Consider the following 17,961-nt stretch of genomic DNA (forward strand, 5'->3'; position numbering starts at 1 on the left):
TTTTACTTGACCTTCCATGATTATTCGCGAGGCTAAAGAAACAGATTTACCAACAATTATCGAGATTTATAATGCTGCTGTTCCCACTCGCAAGGCAACCGCAGATTTAAAGCCTATTTCCCTCGAAAGTCGGCGAGAATGGTTTAAAAAACACGCTCCTGAACAGTATCCCATCTGGGTAATAGTGATCGAAGGTCGGGTGGTGGGTTGGCTGAGTTTACAGATGTTTTATGGTCGTGTCGCTTACCAAAAAACGGCAGAGGTTAGTTTATATATTGCCCCCGATTATCAAGGTCGTGGAATCGGTAAATTATTAGTAGAATATGCCTTGGAGCGCTGTCCAAAATTGGGTATATCTAATCTTATCTGTATTATTTTTGCCCACAATCAAGCCAGTATTCGTCTCTTTGAAAAATTCGGCTTTCAACGATGGGGTTATTTACCCCAAATTGCCGCTCTAGAGGATTTTCTGGCTGATGTGGTCATTTTAGGGAAAAAAGTCGCTTAAATAGGCAATTTTCCCCATAGCTAGACTATAATTCTAGACTTAATTGAATATAAGCATTTTCTGATTCGCCTAGAGATGGTTTCTGGGTGAGAGAAAAGAGATAGTCCTCATACCAAATCTCAGAACTTCCCGCACATTTTTCATCTCTAAATAACCATTGTTGAAACACTTGTTCTCTACCATCCTGAGGGGCAACAATCTGATAAACTTTTAGAGATTTTTTAGCAATTCTCTGGCTGCCCTTGCTGGTTAATTCATAACCTAACAAGTTCAAACAATTACGAATAATCGTCAGAGGACGGGAAGTATTAGAGAGATTAATCTTGGTGATAGTTTTAATCTCGTTGCGGTTTTTAATGGCGATTTCGGCCATTTTTTGTAAGTCGGCATCATGATTAGTTAATTCTCTTTCAGGATTAGCTAATAATACGGGAATTCCTAACACTTCTAACGTCCCGATAATCACTCCTAATTGACTACCATTAAAATCGGGAATAAATAAACTTCCGTGACCTGATTCTATCAGTTTACGCGCAATTAAAGCATCTCGATCGCACAAAAATTGTCGCCCAATTGTCAAAAAGTAATGTAAGCGTAGTTCTTGATACCATCCTTGATCATCTTTAATCACTAATTGCGGTGTGACGGGGATTCCATAGCGTTTGTATAGGTCATATTTCCTGATAATTCGCCTTTCTTTCACTGACTTAATTAACTGTTTTTTAAGCCAACGATATTCTGATTCCGTGATCTCAGAAGCGCTGGCAATTGCCTCGCATTCAGAACGATAATTATGTTCCCTAATTTCTTCAATTGCTTCCGTTAACTGATTGGTTATTTCTAGTTCTTCTTCCTGATTACGTTCTTTAATTCTATGACCTTCTGCTTGTAAAATACCTAGAATTGACTGACGATAATTAAGCATATAAGCATTTACTCGCACAGCCATTTTTGCCCAGCAGAGGAGAGATTCCGCTTGAAAATTTGTATCTAAATCCTCAAGAGATTCTAAATCTGATTGGTGTAGTAAGCGAATATTAACCTCCGTTAATCGGTGTCCAGAGGTGAGAAGTTTGGGGATAGAAGTGGAACCATTACCCACCTGATTAAATCCGTACACTGCTGACCAAATATAACGAGGAATATTCTCTCTAATTCTCCCTAAAAATTGAGCGATAGAAGTGGGAGTTTGAATTCCCTGTGCTAAACACCAAACCGAGGTAAAGTGTTGCTGAATATCAATACTAATTCCCGTTTCGATCGCAGGACTAGCTAGAACTATATCATAGTTAAGCAACAACTGATTTAAATTGCCAATTGCTTGATAAGCATCGTGACTAGAATCTGGCAATGACTCTGAATCTATCCGCAGAATTTTCTTCTGAGGAAATTGCTTTCTTAGATAAGATTCTAGGGTAATTGTCCCCCATTTGCTGGTTAATTTTTGTGCTGATAGACAAACAAAAGGTTTTCCTCCCTCTTTAATATGTTTAACTAAATCCTTAACTAGCTGTTGGGGAGTATTATCAGAGTAGTTATAAACTCGCCAAGCTTCCTGATAACTGGGTTTCCACTCGTTACTAATCAAGAAAGGTTCTAGTTTAATAGCCGCTAAAGAAGTTAGATATTCTAGGGAAATATCACTTAAATTAGCATCAGCAACTAAGACTTTTCCCCCACTGCTGACCACAGCTTGTAGCAGAGACTTTAAAGACTTTAAAATTGCTACTCGATTAGCTTTACAAGTATCCCCATTTAACCCATGCCATAGGACTTGTTCGATCTCATCGATAATAATCATAGCTTCTTGCCAATCTTCCGCTTGAAATTTAGCTTGTGATTGGGGATGGAGAGAGTCAATACATAAACCATAACCGTAAATTTGTGCCGCAGGATTATCCCTAATTTTGCTGATATAGTTTAAACCAAAGCGTTGACATAGCTCCTCTACCAGTTTGACTCGATGACCAATAACTAAAACTTTTTGTTGATTGGCAATAGCCTGTTTAACTATCTTAGCTAAAAACTCAGTTTTTCCTGTACCTTTAGCCGATTTAATCGCCATTAACTGCGCTGATGTAGGGATAGCAATATCTGGCAAGTAACGGCTATTTAACTCTAGATGAGGTGAGAGAGTTAAACTATTTAAACTCGCTGCCTTCCAAATTTCCCAAGAGGTAGCTTTTTGATAGACTTGTTGGAAGTAATCTTCTCCTCGATTGATTAGTAAATCATCCACCCCTTTACCGTCAGCAGCATCCCAAGTAACTACCTTTACCTCACAGTTAGCCTGACTGAATAGATAACCCATTCTCTGTAAAGCTAAATTAACCGCTTGTTGGTTCTTTGGTTTAGTTTCTTGATCAAAAACTAGATAAATCTTTCGTCCTGAATTAGCTAATTTTTCTAGCTGCGGAATTAGATGAGATTTGCCGATTCTTCTACCTAATTCGTCCTTGGGAGTACGATAACCATTGTGAATTCCGGGTAAGGCAATTGTCGCATAACCTGCTGTTAGTAATGCCCCCGCTTTTTTCGCTCCTTCCGTAAGACAAATAGGTATCTCTGGATGTTTAATTACCCAGGACCAAAAACCGAGATCCTCTTGCTTATTATCCACTTCTTCAGTTAAAATATTAATACTGATATGCTGGGCTATCCTTTGCCAAATTTTCAGGGGAACCCGCAAAGCAAAGACTCCCGTAGGGGTTTGGGGAGGATGTTCGTACTTAATCGGTTTAGCCTTATCAAGGCTTAAACGGGGAAAATCGGGCTTAAAACAGCCCCAAAGGTCATAATTACCCGTTAATAAGTCAATTCCTGAACACCACCAACCGCCTTGACTGATATGTTCATAACGCTTGAGAATATCATCCCTAACTCTGCCATCATTGCGTCGCGGTAATTCTTGGGAGTAGAGTAGGTATTCACTGGGAGATAACCCCGCTAAACTGGTGACATTGAGATCGATTAACTCCGCATCCACCCCGCTATCACGCCATTCTTCTAAATATTTCATCCTTGTCCTCTACTGGCTAGACGCTATATATAGCGTTTTTGTCCTATTATTCTAGCGGTAAGCCACTAAATAGCGAAAAGAGAAAATTCACTCTCTCAGAGGTTCTCAGAGGAAATTTGACTTTTAATCCACTCTTGTCTTAAATTATCGAAAAGTTAAGAACAAATAAAGTCTGACCACAACCTCCTCAGCAGTTAAGCAGAATCGGATCAAAAATATTTTGTCAATCTGTTTTTAGTATCAAAGAATATTTTTTTTGTCAAGCATACAAAAGAACTATATTTTTTTAGGAAAATCGAGAATTTTTTCCAGAAAATGTCATCCAAAACACTGTTTTTAGGGAACAAAATAATCCTCGCTCTACTACATATAGAGTGATAAGATTATTTAACACGCTAGATGTTGTGTTTTCCCAGAAAATCTGATAGAATACTCTAGTACAAATAGATTAATTTGTCAAGTTTTTTAACGCCGCAATTTCCCAATTATGCAATCGAAGCCCTTGACTACTGCCGTTTCCATTCACAAAAATAACGAAGTAATACCCTTTCGTTCTACCCCTTTAGCTAATATGGGCAGCCATGGAATTAGAGTGATTCGGCGCGATGGTTCCACCACAAGCTTAAATATCGGCAAAATTCGCGAGGTGGTAGAGTGGGCTTGTGAGGGCAAAAAAGTCAATTCAATCGCCTTAGAAGCGGGTTTAACCACACGCCTGCGGGATGGGATTACCACTAGGGAAATACAGGATAATTTAATCAATTGCGCCCTAGAAATGTGTAGTCCAGAGGAACCGGATTGGCGCTATGTGGCGGGAAGATTGCATATTTGGAGTCTTTGGAAAGATACCTTAGTAGCCCGGGGTTATCAGTACGGAAATTACGAGAAAACTGTCAAAACTCAAGTTAAGAATCGGCTATACGACGAAAGAATTCTCATCTATTCTGAGGCAGAATTAAAAGAAGCTGGTTCTTGGATTAATCCCGATTGGGATATCGATTATGACTACGCCGGGGCATTGTTAATCACTAGCCGTTATTTACTCAAAAATGAGTTACCCCAAGAGGCATTATTAACCTGTTCCCTACTGCTTGCCAGTGTGGAAAGTCCTGGTAATAGACTCCCCTGGGCGAAGAAATTTTATCAGGCGATTGCCCAAAGAAAAATCTCTCTTGCCACCCCAATTTTAGCCAATTTACGCACTCCCAAAGGTTCCCTAACCAGTTGTTTTATCCTTTCCATTGACGACAGTTTAGAAAGCATTTTCGGCGAGATTACTAATGCTGCCCGCATCTCAAAAAATGGTGGCGGTGTCGGGGTGAATGTGAGTAGAATTCGCGCCACTGGTAGCTGGGTAATGGGGAAAGCTAATGCTTCCGGTGGGATTATTCCTTGGATTAAATTACTCAACGATACAGCTATTGCAGTCAATCAGGGGGGAAGACGCGCTGGGGCAGTAACTATCGGTGTTGACATCTGGCATTTAGACGTGCCAGAATTTCTGGAAATGCAGACAGAAAACGGTGATCAAAGACGCAAAGCTTATGATATTTTTCCCCAATTAGTTATCACCGATGAATTCATGCGTCGGGTGATAACTAAAGCCGAGTGGACATTAGTAGATCCCTACGAAGTTCGCACTAAATTAGGTATAGAATTAGCGGAACTATGGGGGGAAGAATTTGAAGAGGCTTATCGTTTAGTAGAGGCTAATTTAGATAAAGAGATTGTCCTCTATAAAAAAATCAATGCCCGGGACTTATTTAAAAGTATCATGCGTTCCCAAGTGGAAACAGGAATGCCCTACATTGCCTTCAAAGATACCATCAATCGCGCTAATCCTAATAAACACGATGGCTATATCCCTGGTGTAAATTTATGCACGGAGAGCTTCTCAAATGTCACCCCCGATAAAACTGCCCATTGTTGTAATTTAGTTAGCCTTAATTTAGCCAACATCGACGGGGAAGAAATCGAGTCTAATTGTCAAATCGCTGTCAGGATTCTCGACAACACCATCGATATTACTAACCCTCCCTTTGATAATGCTAAAAACCACAACGATAAATATCGCACTATTGGGGTAGGGGCGATGGGATTGGCTGACTGGTTAGCTAAACGGAAATTATCCTACAATAACCTGTCAGAAATTAGTAATTTATTTGAAGAAATTGGCTATTGGTGTACCTATTCCTCGATGGAATTAGCCAAAGAACGTGGTGCTTATCAAGCTTTCTTGGGTAGTGAATGGAGTCAAGGTAAATTAATCGGTGCCAAACCAGTGGCATGGTTTTTAAATAATGCGGTGCAACCGCAAAGATGGCAACAATTAGCCGAAGATATTCAACGATTTGGCATCCGTAATTCCCATATTACCGCCATTGCTCCTAATACTTCCTCTAGTTTGGTACAGGGATGTACCGCTAGTGTTTTGCCAGTTTATAGTCGCTTTTTCTACGATAAATGGGCAAAGGGAACCGTTCCCATCGCACCACCTTTTATTGAAGAAGCTTTCTGGTTTTATTCAGAGAATAAAAATCTCGAACAGCAACAAGTGGTGAAAGCGATCGCTACTATGCAAGAATGGATCGATACGGGGATTTCTATGGAATTATTATTCAACCTCAATGAAGGGGTTTACTTCCCCGCAGAACCCAACCGTTGTCTCACAGCAAAAGACATCTTTGATACCCTAGTTATGGCGTGGGAATTGGGGTGTAAAGCGATTTATTATATCCGTACCGTACAAAAGGACAATTTTCGAGAGTCTGACGATAGTTGTTCTAGTTGCGCTAATTAAGGCTAAGATAAGTCTTATTCATCACCTAATCACAGCTATGGATAAGACTTTATACGAACAGGATTACTATCTCTGGTTAGAGAAAACCATATCTTTACTAGAAAATCGCCAGTTTTCTGAGTTGGATTTAGAAAATTTAATTGAAGAAATAAAAGATATGTCCAGAAGAGAACGTCAGAAGTTAGAGAGTTTACTAACTAAACTCTTGGAACATTTACTTAAATTAACTTATTGGCAATCTAAGCGCGATTACAATAAAAACAAGTGGCGACGTGAGATTTTAAATTTTCGCATTCAAATAAAAAGAATTATTAGCAACAAAAAGGATGGAACTTATAATACAAACTTAGCATCTTACCTCACCGAGATTCTTGAGCCATGTTATGAGGATGCTTGCCATCTATTTGTCGAAGGTTCTGGCATCGATAAAAGACTTTTAAGTGCTACACCTATTGGAGCAATCGACCAAATTTTAGATGAAAATTGGTTTCCTGAGTTTCTCGGAGAGGATTAAGCAATGAAAAGTGATTTATACGAAAAAGATTACTATCTCTGGATAGAGAAAACCATATCTTTACTAGAAAATCATCAATTTTCCGATTTGGATTTAGATAATCTCATCGAGGAAATTAGCGACATGGGCAAAAGCCAACGACAAAGTTTAAAGAGTTATTTAACTCGGTTATTAGAACATTTGCTAAAACTGGTTTACTGGGAGTCGGAATTAGAATATAATCAAAGAGGATGGAAAAATGAAATTCGTAACTTTCGCCTACGAATTCAACAAATTATTGAAGACAGTCCCAGTTTAAAGCCCTATCTATCGGAAATTTTCTCGTCCTGTTATCAAAATGCGCGTAAATTATTTCTGGATTTATCTGGAATGGCTGAAAATTTGGTCAGTTTAGCTCCAATTTGCACTATAGAACAGGCTTTAAATGAGGATTGGTTTCCTGAAATCTCAAAATAATGGGGGATAATTATGGAAAATAACTTATAGGAAAAAGATTACTATCTCTGGTTAGATAAAACCATATATTTACTAGAAAATCATCAATTTTATGATTTAGATTTAGAGAATTTAATTGACGAAATAAAATCTATGTCTATAAGTCAACAGAAAGCCCTTAAAAGTAATCTAACTGTGATTTTATGGCATTTACTAAAATACTTACAAGAGCCAGAAAAACAAATCAGAAGCTGGGCATTAACCCTTTTTGAGCAGCGAGAAAGAATCGAAGAAGATTGAGAAAATAGCCCTAGTCTTAAGATTTTTTTAACAGAAGAAAATTTAAAAAAATGCTATGATAAAGCCAGAAAAAAGCCGCTATTGAAACAGGGATAAACCTAGAGAAATTCCCGAAGGATTGCCCATTTACTTTGGCAGAAGCCCTAGATTTTGAATTTATTCCTAGTCAAAATCAAAACATTTGACTTTTTACCAAAAATCTATTATAACCTAAAAGTGCCATAATATCCAAGTAATCATGTCCTTACATTTAGTTAATTCTTGCCATTCGATGCCCATTTCCCCGATCTTCAATCCGGCGGGAGATGATGCGATCGAAAACCGTTCGATCTGGTTTGGTAACACCACCAACCTGATGCAGTTAAACGATGTCCGCTACACCTGGGCGGTGGGTTTATATCAACAAATGCGCGAAAATTTCTGGATCCCGCAACGCTTAGATATCACTCAAGACGTGACTGAATACGGGCATCTTACCGACGAAGAAAGATATGCATATCATGGTATTTTGTCCTATCTAACCTTTCTTGATTCCGTGCAAACCTGTAATATTCCCCACCTAAAAGGTAGCGTCACTGCGCCAGAAATTAGTCTTTGTATGGCGGAACAAATTTCTCAAGAAGCCATGCACAATCAAAGTTATCAATACTTAATTGAAACGATTATTCCCCCAGATCGCAGAGGTGAAGTTTATGACTTTTGGCGTACCGATAAAGTTCTCAGGGATCGCTGTGAATTTATTGCTACTCTCTACCAGCAATACATCGATAAACAAACTACTGAAAGCTATTTTATCGCCCTTGTCGCCGATTATTTGCTGGAGAGTTTGTATTTTTACAACGGGTTAAATAATGATGTAGCCCACTAGCATCGTGAGGTGTTAGTTAAAACTCGCCAAATTGCTGGGAAGCCCTAAAGCCCTTAAACCAAAGCGAAGTCTGAAAAGATAAGCGTAAAGGAGCGAGAGCAGAAAAAATTTAAGGGATTTAATAAAAGCCGTAAGGCAGTTATTAAAAACAATGGGTAATCAGCAGCCAAGCCTCTATTTTAAAGGGGAAGGTTCAACGAACAGAGGGTGAGTATCTTCTTCCGCTTGGTAAATATGTCAAATTATAAATGTAAAAATTTTTTTTTACAGATATGGAGACTGGCGTTATTTACAAAGTGCAGAACCTTGAAAACGAAAGAGCATATATTGGGTGTACCCGAAATTTTCCACAAAGGATAGGTCAACACTTGTTGCTATCAAGTATTGGAGACGAATCATTGAGATTTTACCCAGAGTTAAAAAAGTATCCTGAAAAATTTTACTTTCAGATACTAGAGTCTGGAGTAACTCTTTGTCGATTAAGGGAAAGAGAAAGTTATTGGATAAACAAGCTTAACTCTATTGAGTGCGGGTATAACGAATGTCTGTATAGTGGGAATGAAAAAATTTCTTTGATACAAGTCAATGAAATAAAGCTAATCCTCAAGACAGAGAAAACTAAGTTTTCCGTTATTGCAGAGTTTTTTAATATTGATGCCTCTACTATATCTGACATCAATTGCGGAAAAGCTTGGTACGATCCATCAATAACCTATCCAATCAGACGCAGCACTGTAAAACGAAAAAAACTCTCTATAGATCAGTTAAGGTTAATTCATGAACTGCTGTCTGACATAAATATCTCTTTCTCTGAGATAGCCGCAATGTTCGGATGGGAATCAGAATCTGTTATCAGAAAGATTAACGCAGGAACTTACTCTGTAAAAATCTTGGATGATAATAGTTATCCAATACGCTCTATCGATTCAAGAAAAGGTTCAAGGAGATAATGGTATGTTCTAGCCCCACTCTGAAAGGATGGGTAGTTGCGTCATCTTTTTCTATAATCTCGCTTCTCGACAGTTAATGTCTGGTAGTGCTGACGTTTTCAAAATGATCAACCGGGACGAATTAAGTCACGTCCGTTTGTATCAAAAACTTATTCCCGAAGCCATGGCAACTTTTTCCCATTCCGTTGAACAGATTTATGAGATGTTCGATAGTGCCGTTAAACACGAATGTCGCTGGACAAATCACATCGTTGGCAACGACATTTTAGGTATTACCGAATACAGTACCGAACAGTACACTAAATACCTCGCTAATATTCGGCTGAAAGCGATCGGACTTGAGCCTTTATACAGGGAAGAAAAGTATAACAAAAGTCCCTATAACCATCTGGAACGCTTCTCCGATACCAAAAAAGAAGGCCACACCAAAGCTAACTTTTTTGAAGCAACCGTTACCAGTTATGTTATGTCTTCTGGCTTAACTGGATGGGATGAAATTTAAAATTTACAGGACAAGAATAACCCAATTTCTTACCATAAAGTGGCAACTTTGTCAAATATTTTGACAACTTTTGACCCTCTCTTGCAGAAATACCGACAATCAGCAAATGCACTTCTGGGTTTGGGGGGTTCTACCCCCAAAAGCCTAGATTTACTGATAAAATCGGAAGTAATGACCAATTTTAGAAGATATACTTAGGGCTTGCTCAATAAATCTAAAAACCTTGTTGGATAATATTTTTAGGCTTTTTTGAAATCAAAAAGTGCCAGCCATTGGAGTGATCGGGGGGGAAATTTAGGCACTTTTTCCCTGAAAATTAGGTAATTGACCCCGGCGGTTCGACAAGCGGTTCGGACCTCGGCGTGAGACTTCGGCGTGAGCTCACCGTCGAAGCCTCACCGTCCACTCGACTGAGCTCGCCGAACGTCCTGAAAATGGGTAAAACCCTACACCCCCCCTGCCCCCCCGATGTCGTGGGGGCAGGGGGGGCCACACCCTACCCCCACGAAAAACTTTTTCAGCAGACCCTAATTATGACGATTGCCATCATAATGAATTCTCGCCCCGGCCCATTGTAATTTTTCCTGTAGAGTCTGATAAAAAGAATAGCTTTCCCGCAGGATAATAAATTGGGCGAATTTTTCGGCTTTGGTAACTCCCACCCATTGCCCGGGCCAAATGGAAGTGGCTAAAGCACCATCCATCCAGAGTTTAGTATTTAATTCGTAGTCTCCCAGGGGCCAAATACTGACCAGAGATGCCGGGGGAATGACAATCGGCCGACTGGAGAGACTCAAGGGACAAATCGGGGTGACAGCGATCGCTTCCATGCCGGGGTGTATAATCGGACCATTAGCGGAAGCGGTGTAACAGGTGGATCCCGTGGGAGTAGCCACTAATAGGCCGTCTCCTTGGTACTGATCTACTACTTCCCCGTCCACTTCGATTTCGAGGATCGAGGTGGGCATCCTATCGATACTAGCGGGTTTCACACACATCTCATTCAGGGCATAAAATGCCTCGCTCACTGGCTGCGGGTTCCTTTTATCCCCTTCATAGATTCTGGCCGTTAACATCATCCGTTGTTGTACCGCATAGTGATCGGATTGTAAACGCTCCCAGACCGTCTCCGTATCTTGGAAAATCTCAAAAGGTTCCGTTAAAAATCCCAGATGGCCGCCGACATTCACCGCTAAAATCGGAATGTCTTCGTGAGCTAAATAGCGAGCGGCGGCTAAAATGGTTCCATCTCCGCCTAAAACGATGGCGAGGTCGATTTTTCCCGATGCTGAGGCTAAAAATACTGGATAGGGATTATCTTTAAAGCCACTGGGTCCCATTAAAACTTTACACTGACGGGCTTCTAACTGTTTAGCGCATTTTTCCGCCCATGCTTTACTTTGGGGATGGTTGGCCTTGTGAGCGATGATGACTTGTTTTAACTGCACAGAGTTGAGACCTGGTTCGGAGGTTCTATATTTTTAACAATACCAAGACTGGGCAGATCGGGTGAAAAGTAACAGGTAAAAAAGGGGGTTGGGGGAATCACCTCGGCCTCACTGTAGCCAATTTGACAGAATTAATCGATAGATAGAGGTAAATGGAAGTAACTAGGATAAGTTCGCAGGTTTTAGCAATCTTATCCCCTTTTTTCCCTGTAACTGCTGTATCTGTGTCACTTTTTCCCAATTATCTCCCTCAACAGCCCTACCACTTAATTTCCCCGCAAGGTTATAATTGTATTAAGATGTGTAACAGTTCTCTGGCAAACTCTTGACAAAGGATAACAAATCTGCTCTCCCAAAAAACAGGAAAGGTTTTATTTCTATGACATTAATTCAAACCGCCCAATTATCGCTGGAAACCTCGGCTTTAGCCTTTTTTAAGCAGACAGAAGGACGCTGGCAATCCCAGAGACGTTATTACACCCTCACCCAAGAAACGGAACCCCAAGAAGTTATCAGCGCCATCGAGATTAAATATTTACCCCAAGGCAGCGAACCATTAATTCAACTTGCCCGTTTACATAATCTGGAAGATATAGCTTTATTAGGTGGCACGGAAGTGACTTGGCAAAGTAATTATCTCCGTCCCCAGAGTAAAAAACCCTCCAACGGTTCCACTATATTCGGTATTTTAGATAATATTCTCTATCGCGATCGGGGATTTGCGACGGATAAACCCGTTAGCGCTATTTATACCTTTCCTAACCCCTCTACTCTCTGTCTGAGAACAGAATACGCCGGTTCTGTCTTTGAAGAAGAAATTAAACTCATCGGTCAACAATATCGCACCCGACAAACTATTATCTCTCGCGCCGGTCAAGAATTGATGATCGGTCAATATCTAGAAAAACGGGTCAATTAGTCAAAAAATCGGCGGCTATTCCCATAATTTTGACTTTTATCCTAGAAATAGGGCTGAAATCAAGTCAGCCCTTCCCATAACTCCCCTTTAAACCGGGGTTAAATTGTCTTGATTCTGACTAGCGAGAAACTTCTCTAATTCCGTAATTGCATCGGCATCGACTTTAGTTTGCATGGGACAGAATTTCGGTCCACACATCGAACAAAACTCCGCAGTCTTATAGATATCTGCGGGTAAAGTCTCATCGTGGTATTCCTTAGCGCGATCGGGATCCAAAGATAACTGAAATTGACGATTCCAATCGAAATTATAACGAGCTATGGAGAGTTCGTCGTCACGATCACGCGCCCCGGGACGATGACGGGCGATATCTGCCGCATGAGCCGCTATTTTGTAGGCAATTAAGCCATTTCGCACATCTTCAGCGTTGGGTAAACCGAGATGTTCTTTCGGGGTGACATAACATAACATCGCCGTCCCGTACCAACCCGCCAGAGCCGCCCCGATCGCCGAAGTGATATGATCGTATCCGGGGGCAATATCGGTGACAAGGGGACCGAGAACATAGAAAGGTGCTTCGCTACACTCCTCCATCTGTTTTTTCACATTAAACTCAATTTGGTCCATGGGAACATGGCCCGGTCCTTCCACCATCACCTGTACATCGTGTTCCCAAGCGCGACGCGTTAGTTGGCCGAGGGTTTTCAATTCCGCTAATTGGGCCGCATCGGAAGCATCGTGGGTACAACCGGGACGTAGGGAGTCACCGAGACTAAAAGAAACGTCATAACGCTTGAAAATCTCGATAATTTCGTCGAAATGGGTATAGAGAGGATTTTGCTTGTGGTGGTGCAGCATCCACTTAGCAATAATACCACCGCCCCGGGAGACAATCCCGGTCAGACGAGTTTTGACTAAAGGCAGGTGTTCGATGAGGATTCCCGCGTGAATCGTCATGTAATCTACCCCTTGCTGGGCGTGTTTTTCGATAATGTGGAGGAAATCTTCGGGGGTGAGCTTTTCAATATTGCCGTGAACGCTTTCCACCGCTTGATAGATGGGTACAGTACCGATGGGGACAGGAGAAGCATTGATAATCGCGGTGCGAATTTCGTCCAAATTACCGCCACCAGTGGAGAGATCCATCACCGTATCCGCGCCGTATTTAACCGCTAGGTGTAATTTTTCCAGTTCTTCGTTAATATTCGAGGAGTTAGGGGAAGCCCCGATATTAGCATTAACTTTACACTTAGAAGCAATACCGATCGCCATGGGTTCGAGGTTGAGGTGATTGATATTAGCGGGAATAATCAGTCTTCCCCGGGCAATTTCGCCGCGAATCAATTCGGGAGAGAGATTTTCCCGTTTTGCCACATAGGCCATCTCTTCGGTAATTATCCCCTGACGGGCGTAGTGCATTTGCGATACATTTGCTTGTCCGCGCCGGGGGGCAACCCATTCTTGTCTCATAATTTTATTTCCTCTGTAAACAGCTTCCCTACGCTGGAATTACCCAGTCTCAGGTTCTAAGGGTCTTTCTCAGCCTGATTATCCCAGACACCCCTAGCTATGACGGCAATTGTATCACTCTTGACGACTGAGGAGATAAAGCTTAAGATTGTTGTTTGATTAGGCGGTTATCAGTTATCAGTTATCAGTTATCAGTTATCAGATGTGAGTTTTGGCTCTTCTGGTTTCTGTGTGGAAACGAGGTCTATACTGATAGTTTATTTAACAAAATAGTCCTAAAAGTCTTTCCCAGTAAACATTTCACGATTTCATAAGCAAAAATTATCACACAAAGTCGAGAAGAGCCGAGTTTTCAGTTCACTGATTATACTAAATTCGGTTATTAAAAACTGATTATTTATTCCCCCTTTTGCCTCTTGCCTTCTGCCTCTTGCCTCTCCTGATATGTAGCCTATGCTCAACGGATTTAGTATTACTGTTTACTGTTTACTGTTCACGGCAAAAAACTTCCCACTTCCCCACTCCCTTGCTGATTCCGAAAAAAAGGGGCAGGCAAAAAGCCTACCCTAGGATTAATGATTAGTCAATCAAACCTTAGACATCGTAGTAGAGAGAGAACTCGTAGGGGTGGGGACGTAAGCGCATCGGGTTAACTTCGTTATCGAGTTTGTAGGTGATCCAGTTGTGGATAAAGTCTTCGGTAAAAACACCAGAATCGGTCAAAAAAGCGTGATCTTTTTCGAGACTTTCTAGTGCTGCTTCTAGAGAACCGGGGGTAGAGGGTATTTTTGACAATTCTTCGGGACTGAGTTCATAGATATCCACATCGAGAGGTTCTCCCGGTTCAATTTGATTTTTAATCCCATCGATACCAGCACAGAGCATAGCTGCAAAAGCGAGGTAGGGATTAGAAGTCGCATCAGGACAACGGAATTCTAAACGTTTAGCTTTCGGGTTGCTTCCCGATAAAGGAATCCGAATCGAAGCGGAGCGATTACCTTGGGAGTAGGCCAGGTTTACTGGGGCCTCAAAACCGGGGACGAGACGCTTGTAAGAGTTGGTGGTGGGGTTAGTTAAAGCTAAGAGTGCGGGAGCGTGTCTAAGCAAACCACCGATGTAGTGCAGTGCCATTTGGCTGAGTCCGGCGTATTTATCCCCAGCGAACAGGGGTTGACCATCTTTCCAGATAGACTGGTGAACGTGCATCCCGGAACCATTATCGCCAAAGATGGGTTTAGGCATAAAGGTGACGGTTTTACCGTATTTCTTGGCCACGTTCTTGATGCAGTATTTATAGGTCATCAAGTAGTCGGCAGCCCGTACTAGGGTAGAGAATTTAATCCCTAGCTCGTTTTGACCACCAGTAGCGACTTCATGGTGATGTTTTTCGATGGGAACTCCGCAGTCGGCCATGGTTAAGAGCATTTCCGTGCGAATGTCTTGAGAGGTATCGGTGGGACTAACGGGGAAATAACCCTGTTTGTAGGCGGGTTTATAGGCAAGATTTCCGTCCTTTTCGTCTTTACCGCTATTCCAACGACCTTCGACACTATCCATGTAGTAATAGCCGGAGTTGGCGGTTTGGTCAAAACGAGCGCTATCAAAAAGGAAAAATTCTGCTTCCGGTCCAAAATATACGGTATCACCTAAACCGGTAGTGCTAAGATAATCGATCGCTTTCTGGGCAATAGAGCGAGGATCGCGGCTATACCATTCACCGGTTCTCGGTTCTTTGATGCTACAGATCATGCTTAGGGTGGGTTCCTTGTAGAAGGGATCGATCCAAGCGGTGGTAGGATCGGGAACCATGGCCATGTCGGATTCGTTAATTGCTTTCCAACCGCGAATACTGGAACCATCGAAGGCAACACCATCGCTGAAAGAGCTTTCATCGATTTGATCGTAGTAGAACGAGCAGTGTTGCCAGATACCGGGCATATCAATAAATTTTAGGTCAATAATCTTAATATTGTTGTCCTGAATCATTTTCAAGACTTCTTGTGGCGTTTCGGGCATGGAAAACTCCTTTGACGTATGGATCGGTTCTTAAGCTTCTCAAAAAACCCATCCTAAACAGTCACTTTGTCCAGTTTTGTATTTTTCGATACAAAATCTTTGATCCTAGCTTGAAAAAATCTGTAATTTTCTTGTTCAGGTCGGTAATGGCTCCCAATGGCGATTTGCCCATCGGCTTCTACTGTCTCGGCTCTCTTATTCTTTGTGTGATAAGTTCAACTTAATATGGAAGCGGTCAATCTTTGTGTCCTTCGTGCCTTTGTGGTTCGTTCCACATTTTACCCACCAAACCCAAGAGGGCCGGCTATTTTGACACAATCATGATAGATGTCCTTGGCTGGCATGGTAATCTCCTCCAATTGCCCTCATTTTAACGGAAGACGATAGTTCGCCTGAGAAGCAGTAAAACAGGGGAAAACACCTGAGACTCCCTGCTCTGTCAACCCCTAAGCTAGGGAGAGAAATGTAAAGATTTATAAAATTGTAGCTTTTGATACAGTTGTGAGGGGGGAGTGTGTATTGTTTCCCTGTCCTCCTTCTGTCTTGGGTTAAGCGATAGCCCAACCCAAGCTACGAGGGGGAACCTACTACGTTCTTTGTCCCCTTTCTCCTGTAACAGTTCTTGATGGGTTTGTCTGAGTTTAGCCTGATTGATAATGATAGCGAGCTTGTAAAAAATAAACCTTATTTCCTGTGACTTTATAAACCAAACGATGCTCTAAGTCGATCCGTCGTGACCAAGTGTCGGCAGCAATATACTTAAGAGGTTCGGGTTTACCCAATCCTGTAAACGGATCGCCATCCAAAATATCTGCTACTAAGTCTAAAATTTTATCGCCTTTTTTCGGTTCGTTCCGATACCACCAAGCTAGATCTGCTTTGAAATCAGGACTAAAAACGGGCAAATAACCATGAATAGGATTTTTTTTAGGTTTATCTGGCTTATTTTCTCTTTTACGACTCAATTCCTAACTCCTCTTTCAATTCAGCTAATGTTTGAGGAGTTGCATCTTCTGTCTGGGTCCATGCTAAAGAGCGAAATAAGCGTTGGGCATTTTCTGGCGATCGCAATAAATAAACACACTCTAATAAACTGGAAAGCTCATCTTCAGCAATTAAGGCGACATTTTTCTGATTGCGACGCTTAATGACGATAATTTGCGATTCGTCACACACCTGATCTAAGATACTGGCTAAATTCATTCTCGCCTGAGAGTAAGTGGTTTCTTTGCTTAACATGATTTTTAGGGGAGACTTGTACAACCTTATTGTACACTTTAAAGCTCTTGAAGTCCCCAAAAACCCCAAAATCTGAGTCGCTCGTTAGGGAGAAAAATGTAAAGATTTATTAAATTGTAGCTTAGGATACAGTTGGGGGGGAGTGTGTATGCTTGTTTTTAGTTTTTTCAAGCCAAAATACATTTTTTAAGAGGAATTTAGCCATGACATTGGCAAAACTTGTCAAAAACTCCGTGGGAGGGGGCGCAATACTTATCAGTCTGGCGGTAACTGGGAATGCACAGGCTGCTATATTGTCCTATGGCGGTGCTGGCGCAACTCAGGGCTTTAACCCTGGCACTCTCAACATTGGTCGCCAATTTACCGTCACCGGGTCGGGCATCACTGTCATAGACTTGGGCGTTTTCGACTTGGGCGGGAATGGCTTGGTAGACTCACATGATGTAACCCTGTTTAAAATCAACTCAGGTGCAGGGGCAGCGAACGCCAATGTCTCAGCCATCAATGGCGGTTCGGTCAATATCGCCAGCGGCACTGGTGCTTCACTAGAAAGTTCCTTTCGCTTTAAATCCCTTACCAACGCCATCTATTTAGCACCGGGCGATTACTCGGTAATTGCATACGGCCTGAATAAAAGTCGCGATGCCTATGGTGAAGGTGGGCAGCTTCCTGCGGGGGGCAACGTCAGCAATATTGGCTTTACTCCTTTTGAGTTTGTCACTGCCAGTAGCCCTGCTTATCCTAGCGCAGGCGATACTAATACCGCCTTGTCTAGCGCATCTTTTCGTTACAACTTAGGCAACACTACCTCTACCTCTGTTCCCGAACCCTCCTCCATCCTCAGCCTCCTCGCTCTCGGCACTCTCGGCGCAGCTTCAACCCTGAAGCGTAAACTAAAACCCTCCCAATCCACCGAAAAAGAAACCACAAAAGTAGGCTAAATTGCCTCTAAAAATACCATAAATACCCCTTC

At 41.8% G+C, this 17,961-nt stretch carries 13 protein-coding genes, 3 pseudogenes and 1 riboswitch; of the genes and pseudogenes, 10 read left to right on the forward strand and 6 right to left on the reverse strand.

Features of this window, described 5'->3' with window-relative positions:
* Positions 1–16 precede the first annotated feature (16 nt).
* The gene (locus tag O9334_RS03145) at positions 17–508 is read left to right on the forward strand and encodes a GNAT family N-acetyltransferase (protein WP_045361323.1); all 492 of its coding nucleotides are present in this window, start codon (positions 17–19) and stop codon (positions 506–508) included.
* Between the two features lie 25 nt (positions 509–533).
* Here the strand turns inward: O9334_RS03145 and O9334_RS03150 are convergent, their stop codons facing one another.
* Complete coding sequence (locus O9334_RS03150) at positions 534–3,527, reverse strand: plasmid replication protein, CyRepA1 family (protein ID WP_190380418.1); 2,994 nt, start codon at positions 3,525–3,527, stop codon at positions 534–536.
* Between the two features lie 487 nt (positions 3,528–4,014).
* Between O9334_RS03150 and O9334_RS03155 the strand changes: the two genes are divergently transcribed.
* The 7 genes and pseudogenes from O9334_RS03155 to O9334_RS03185 all read left to right on the forward strand — a co-directional run.
* Positions 4,015–6,327 carry a ribonucleoside-diphosphate reductase subunit alpha gene (locus tag O9334_RS03155; RefSeq protein ID WP_287999288.1) on the forward strand — a complete coding sequence of 771 codons (2,313 nt, stop codon included), beginning with the start codon at positions 4,015–4,017 and terminating at the stop codon, positions 6,325–6,327.
* A gap of 37 nt (positions 6,328–6,364) precedes the next feature.
* Positions 6,365–6,841, forward strand: a complete 477-nt coding sequence (locus tag O9334_RS03160) for a DUF29 domain-containing protein (protein ID WP_045361329.1) — start codon at positions 6,365–6,367, stop codon at positions 6,839–6,841.
* Positions 6,842–6,844: 3 nt separating this feature from the next.
* A complete protein-coding gene (locus O9334_RS03165) occupies positions 6,845–7,297 on the forward strand; it encodes a DUF29 domain-containing protein (RefSeq protein WP_045361331.1) in 453 nt (150 codons plus the stop codon).
* Positions 7,298–7,360: 63 nt separating this feature from the next.
* Positions 7,361–7,761: pseudogene (locus tag O9334_RS22775) on the forward strand (DUF29 domain-containing protein).
* Positions 7,762–7,814: 53 nt separating this feature from the next.
* Positions 7,815–8,420 (forward strand): annotated as a pseudogene (locus O9334_RS03175) (ribonucleotide-diphosphate reductase subunit beta); the annotation flags it as partial.
* A gap of 296 nt (positions 8,421–8,716) precedes the next feature.
* The gene (locus tag O9334_RS03180; protein WP_045361333.1) at positions 8,717–9,394 is read left to right on the forward strand and encodes a GIY-YIG nuclease family protein; all 678 of its coding nucleotides are present in this window, start codon (positions 8,717–8,719) and stop codon (positions 9,392–9,394) included.
* 43 nt (positions 9,395–9,437) lie between these two features.
* Positions 9,438–9,896: pseudogene (locus O9334_RS03185) on the forward strand (ribonucleotide-diphosphate reductase subunit beta); the annotation flags it as partial.
* A gap of 527 nt (positions 9,897–10,423) precedes the next feature.
* On the opposite strand, the gene O9334_RS03190 reads toward O9334_RS03185, so the two are convergent.
* On the reverse strand, positions 10,424–11,344 hold the full coding sequence (locus O9334_RS03190; RefSeq protein ID WP_287999294.1) for an NAD(+) kinase: 921 nt from the start codon (positions 11,342–11,344) through the stop codon (positions 10,424–10,426).
* Positions 11,345–11,723: 379 nt separating this feature from the next.
* On the opposite strand from O9334_RS03190, the gene O9334_RS03195 reads away from it, so the two are divergent.
* Complete coding sequence (locus tag O9334_RS03195) at positions 11,724–12,263, forward strand: phycobiliprotein lyase (RefSeq protein ID WP_045361336.1); 540 nt, start codon at positions 11,724–11,726, stop codon at positions 12,261–12,263.
* An 87-nt stretch (positions 12,264–12,350) separates the two neighbouring features.
* On the opposite strand, the gene thiC is transcribed toward O9334_RS03195, so the two are convergent.
* From thiC to O9334_RS03215, 4 genes are all read right to left on the reverse strand, one after another.
* Positions 12,351–13,733 carry a phosphomethylpyrimidine synthase gene (gene thiC / locus O9334_RS03200; RefSeq protein ID WP_045361337.1) on the reverse strand — a complete coding sequence of 461 codons (1,383 nt, stop codon included), beginning with the start codon at positions 13,731–13,733 and terminating at the stop codon, positions 12,351–12,353.
* An 8-nt stretch (positions 13,734–13,741) separates the two neighbouring features.
* A riboswitch (TPP riboswitch) is annotated at positions 13,742–13,838 on the reverse strand.
* Between the two features lie 489 nt (positions 13,839–14,327).
* Positions 14,328–15,749 (reverse strand): type I glutamate--ammonia ligase, encoded by a 1,422-nt coding sequence (gene glnA, locus O9334_RS03205; protein ID WP_012265198.1) that lies wholly within the window; start codon positions 15,747–15,749, stop codon positions 14,328–14,330.
* A 641-nt stretch (positions 15,750–16,390) separates the two neighbouring features.
* Positions 16,391–16,714 (reverse strand): Txe/YoeB family addiction module toxin, encoded by a 324-nt coding sequence (locus O9334_RS03210; RefSeq protein ID WP_045361339.1) that lies wholly within the window; start codon positions 16,712–16,714, stop codon positions 16,391–16,393.
* Positions 16,704–16,988, reverse strand: a complete 285-nt coding sequence (locus tag O9334_RS03215; protein ID WP_012264090.1) for a type II toxin-antitoxin system Phd/YefM family antitoxin — start codon at positions 16,986–16,988, stop codon at positions 16,704–16,706. The genes O9334_RS03210 and O9334_RS03215 overlap by 11 nt, the downstream gene beginning before the upstream one ends.
* 203 nt (positions 16,989–17,191) lie before the next feature.
* Between O9334_RS03215 and O9334_RS03220 the strand changes: the two genes are divergently transcribed.
* On the forward strand, positions 17,192–17,929 hold the full coding sequence (locus tag O9334_RS03220; protein WP_045361340.1) for a PEP-CTERM sorting domain-containing protein: 738 nt from the start codon (positions 17,192–17,194) through the stop codon (positions 17,927–17,929).
* The last annotated feature ends 32 nt before the right edge of the window (positions 17,930–17,961 follow it).

The organism is Microcystis sp. LE19-8.1F (genome assembly GCF_027531715.1).
Taxonomy (GTDB): domain Bacteria; phylum Cyanobacteriota; class Cyanobacteriia; order Cyanobacteriales; family Microcystaceae; genus Microcystis; species Microcystis wesenbergii_A.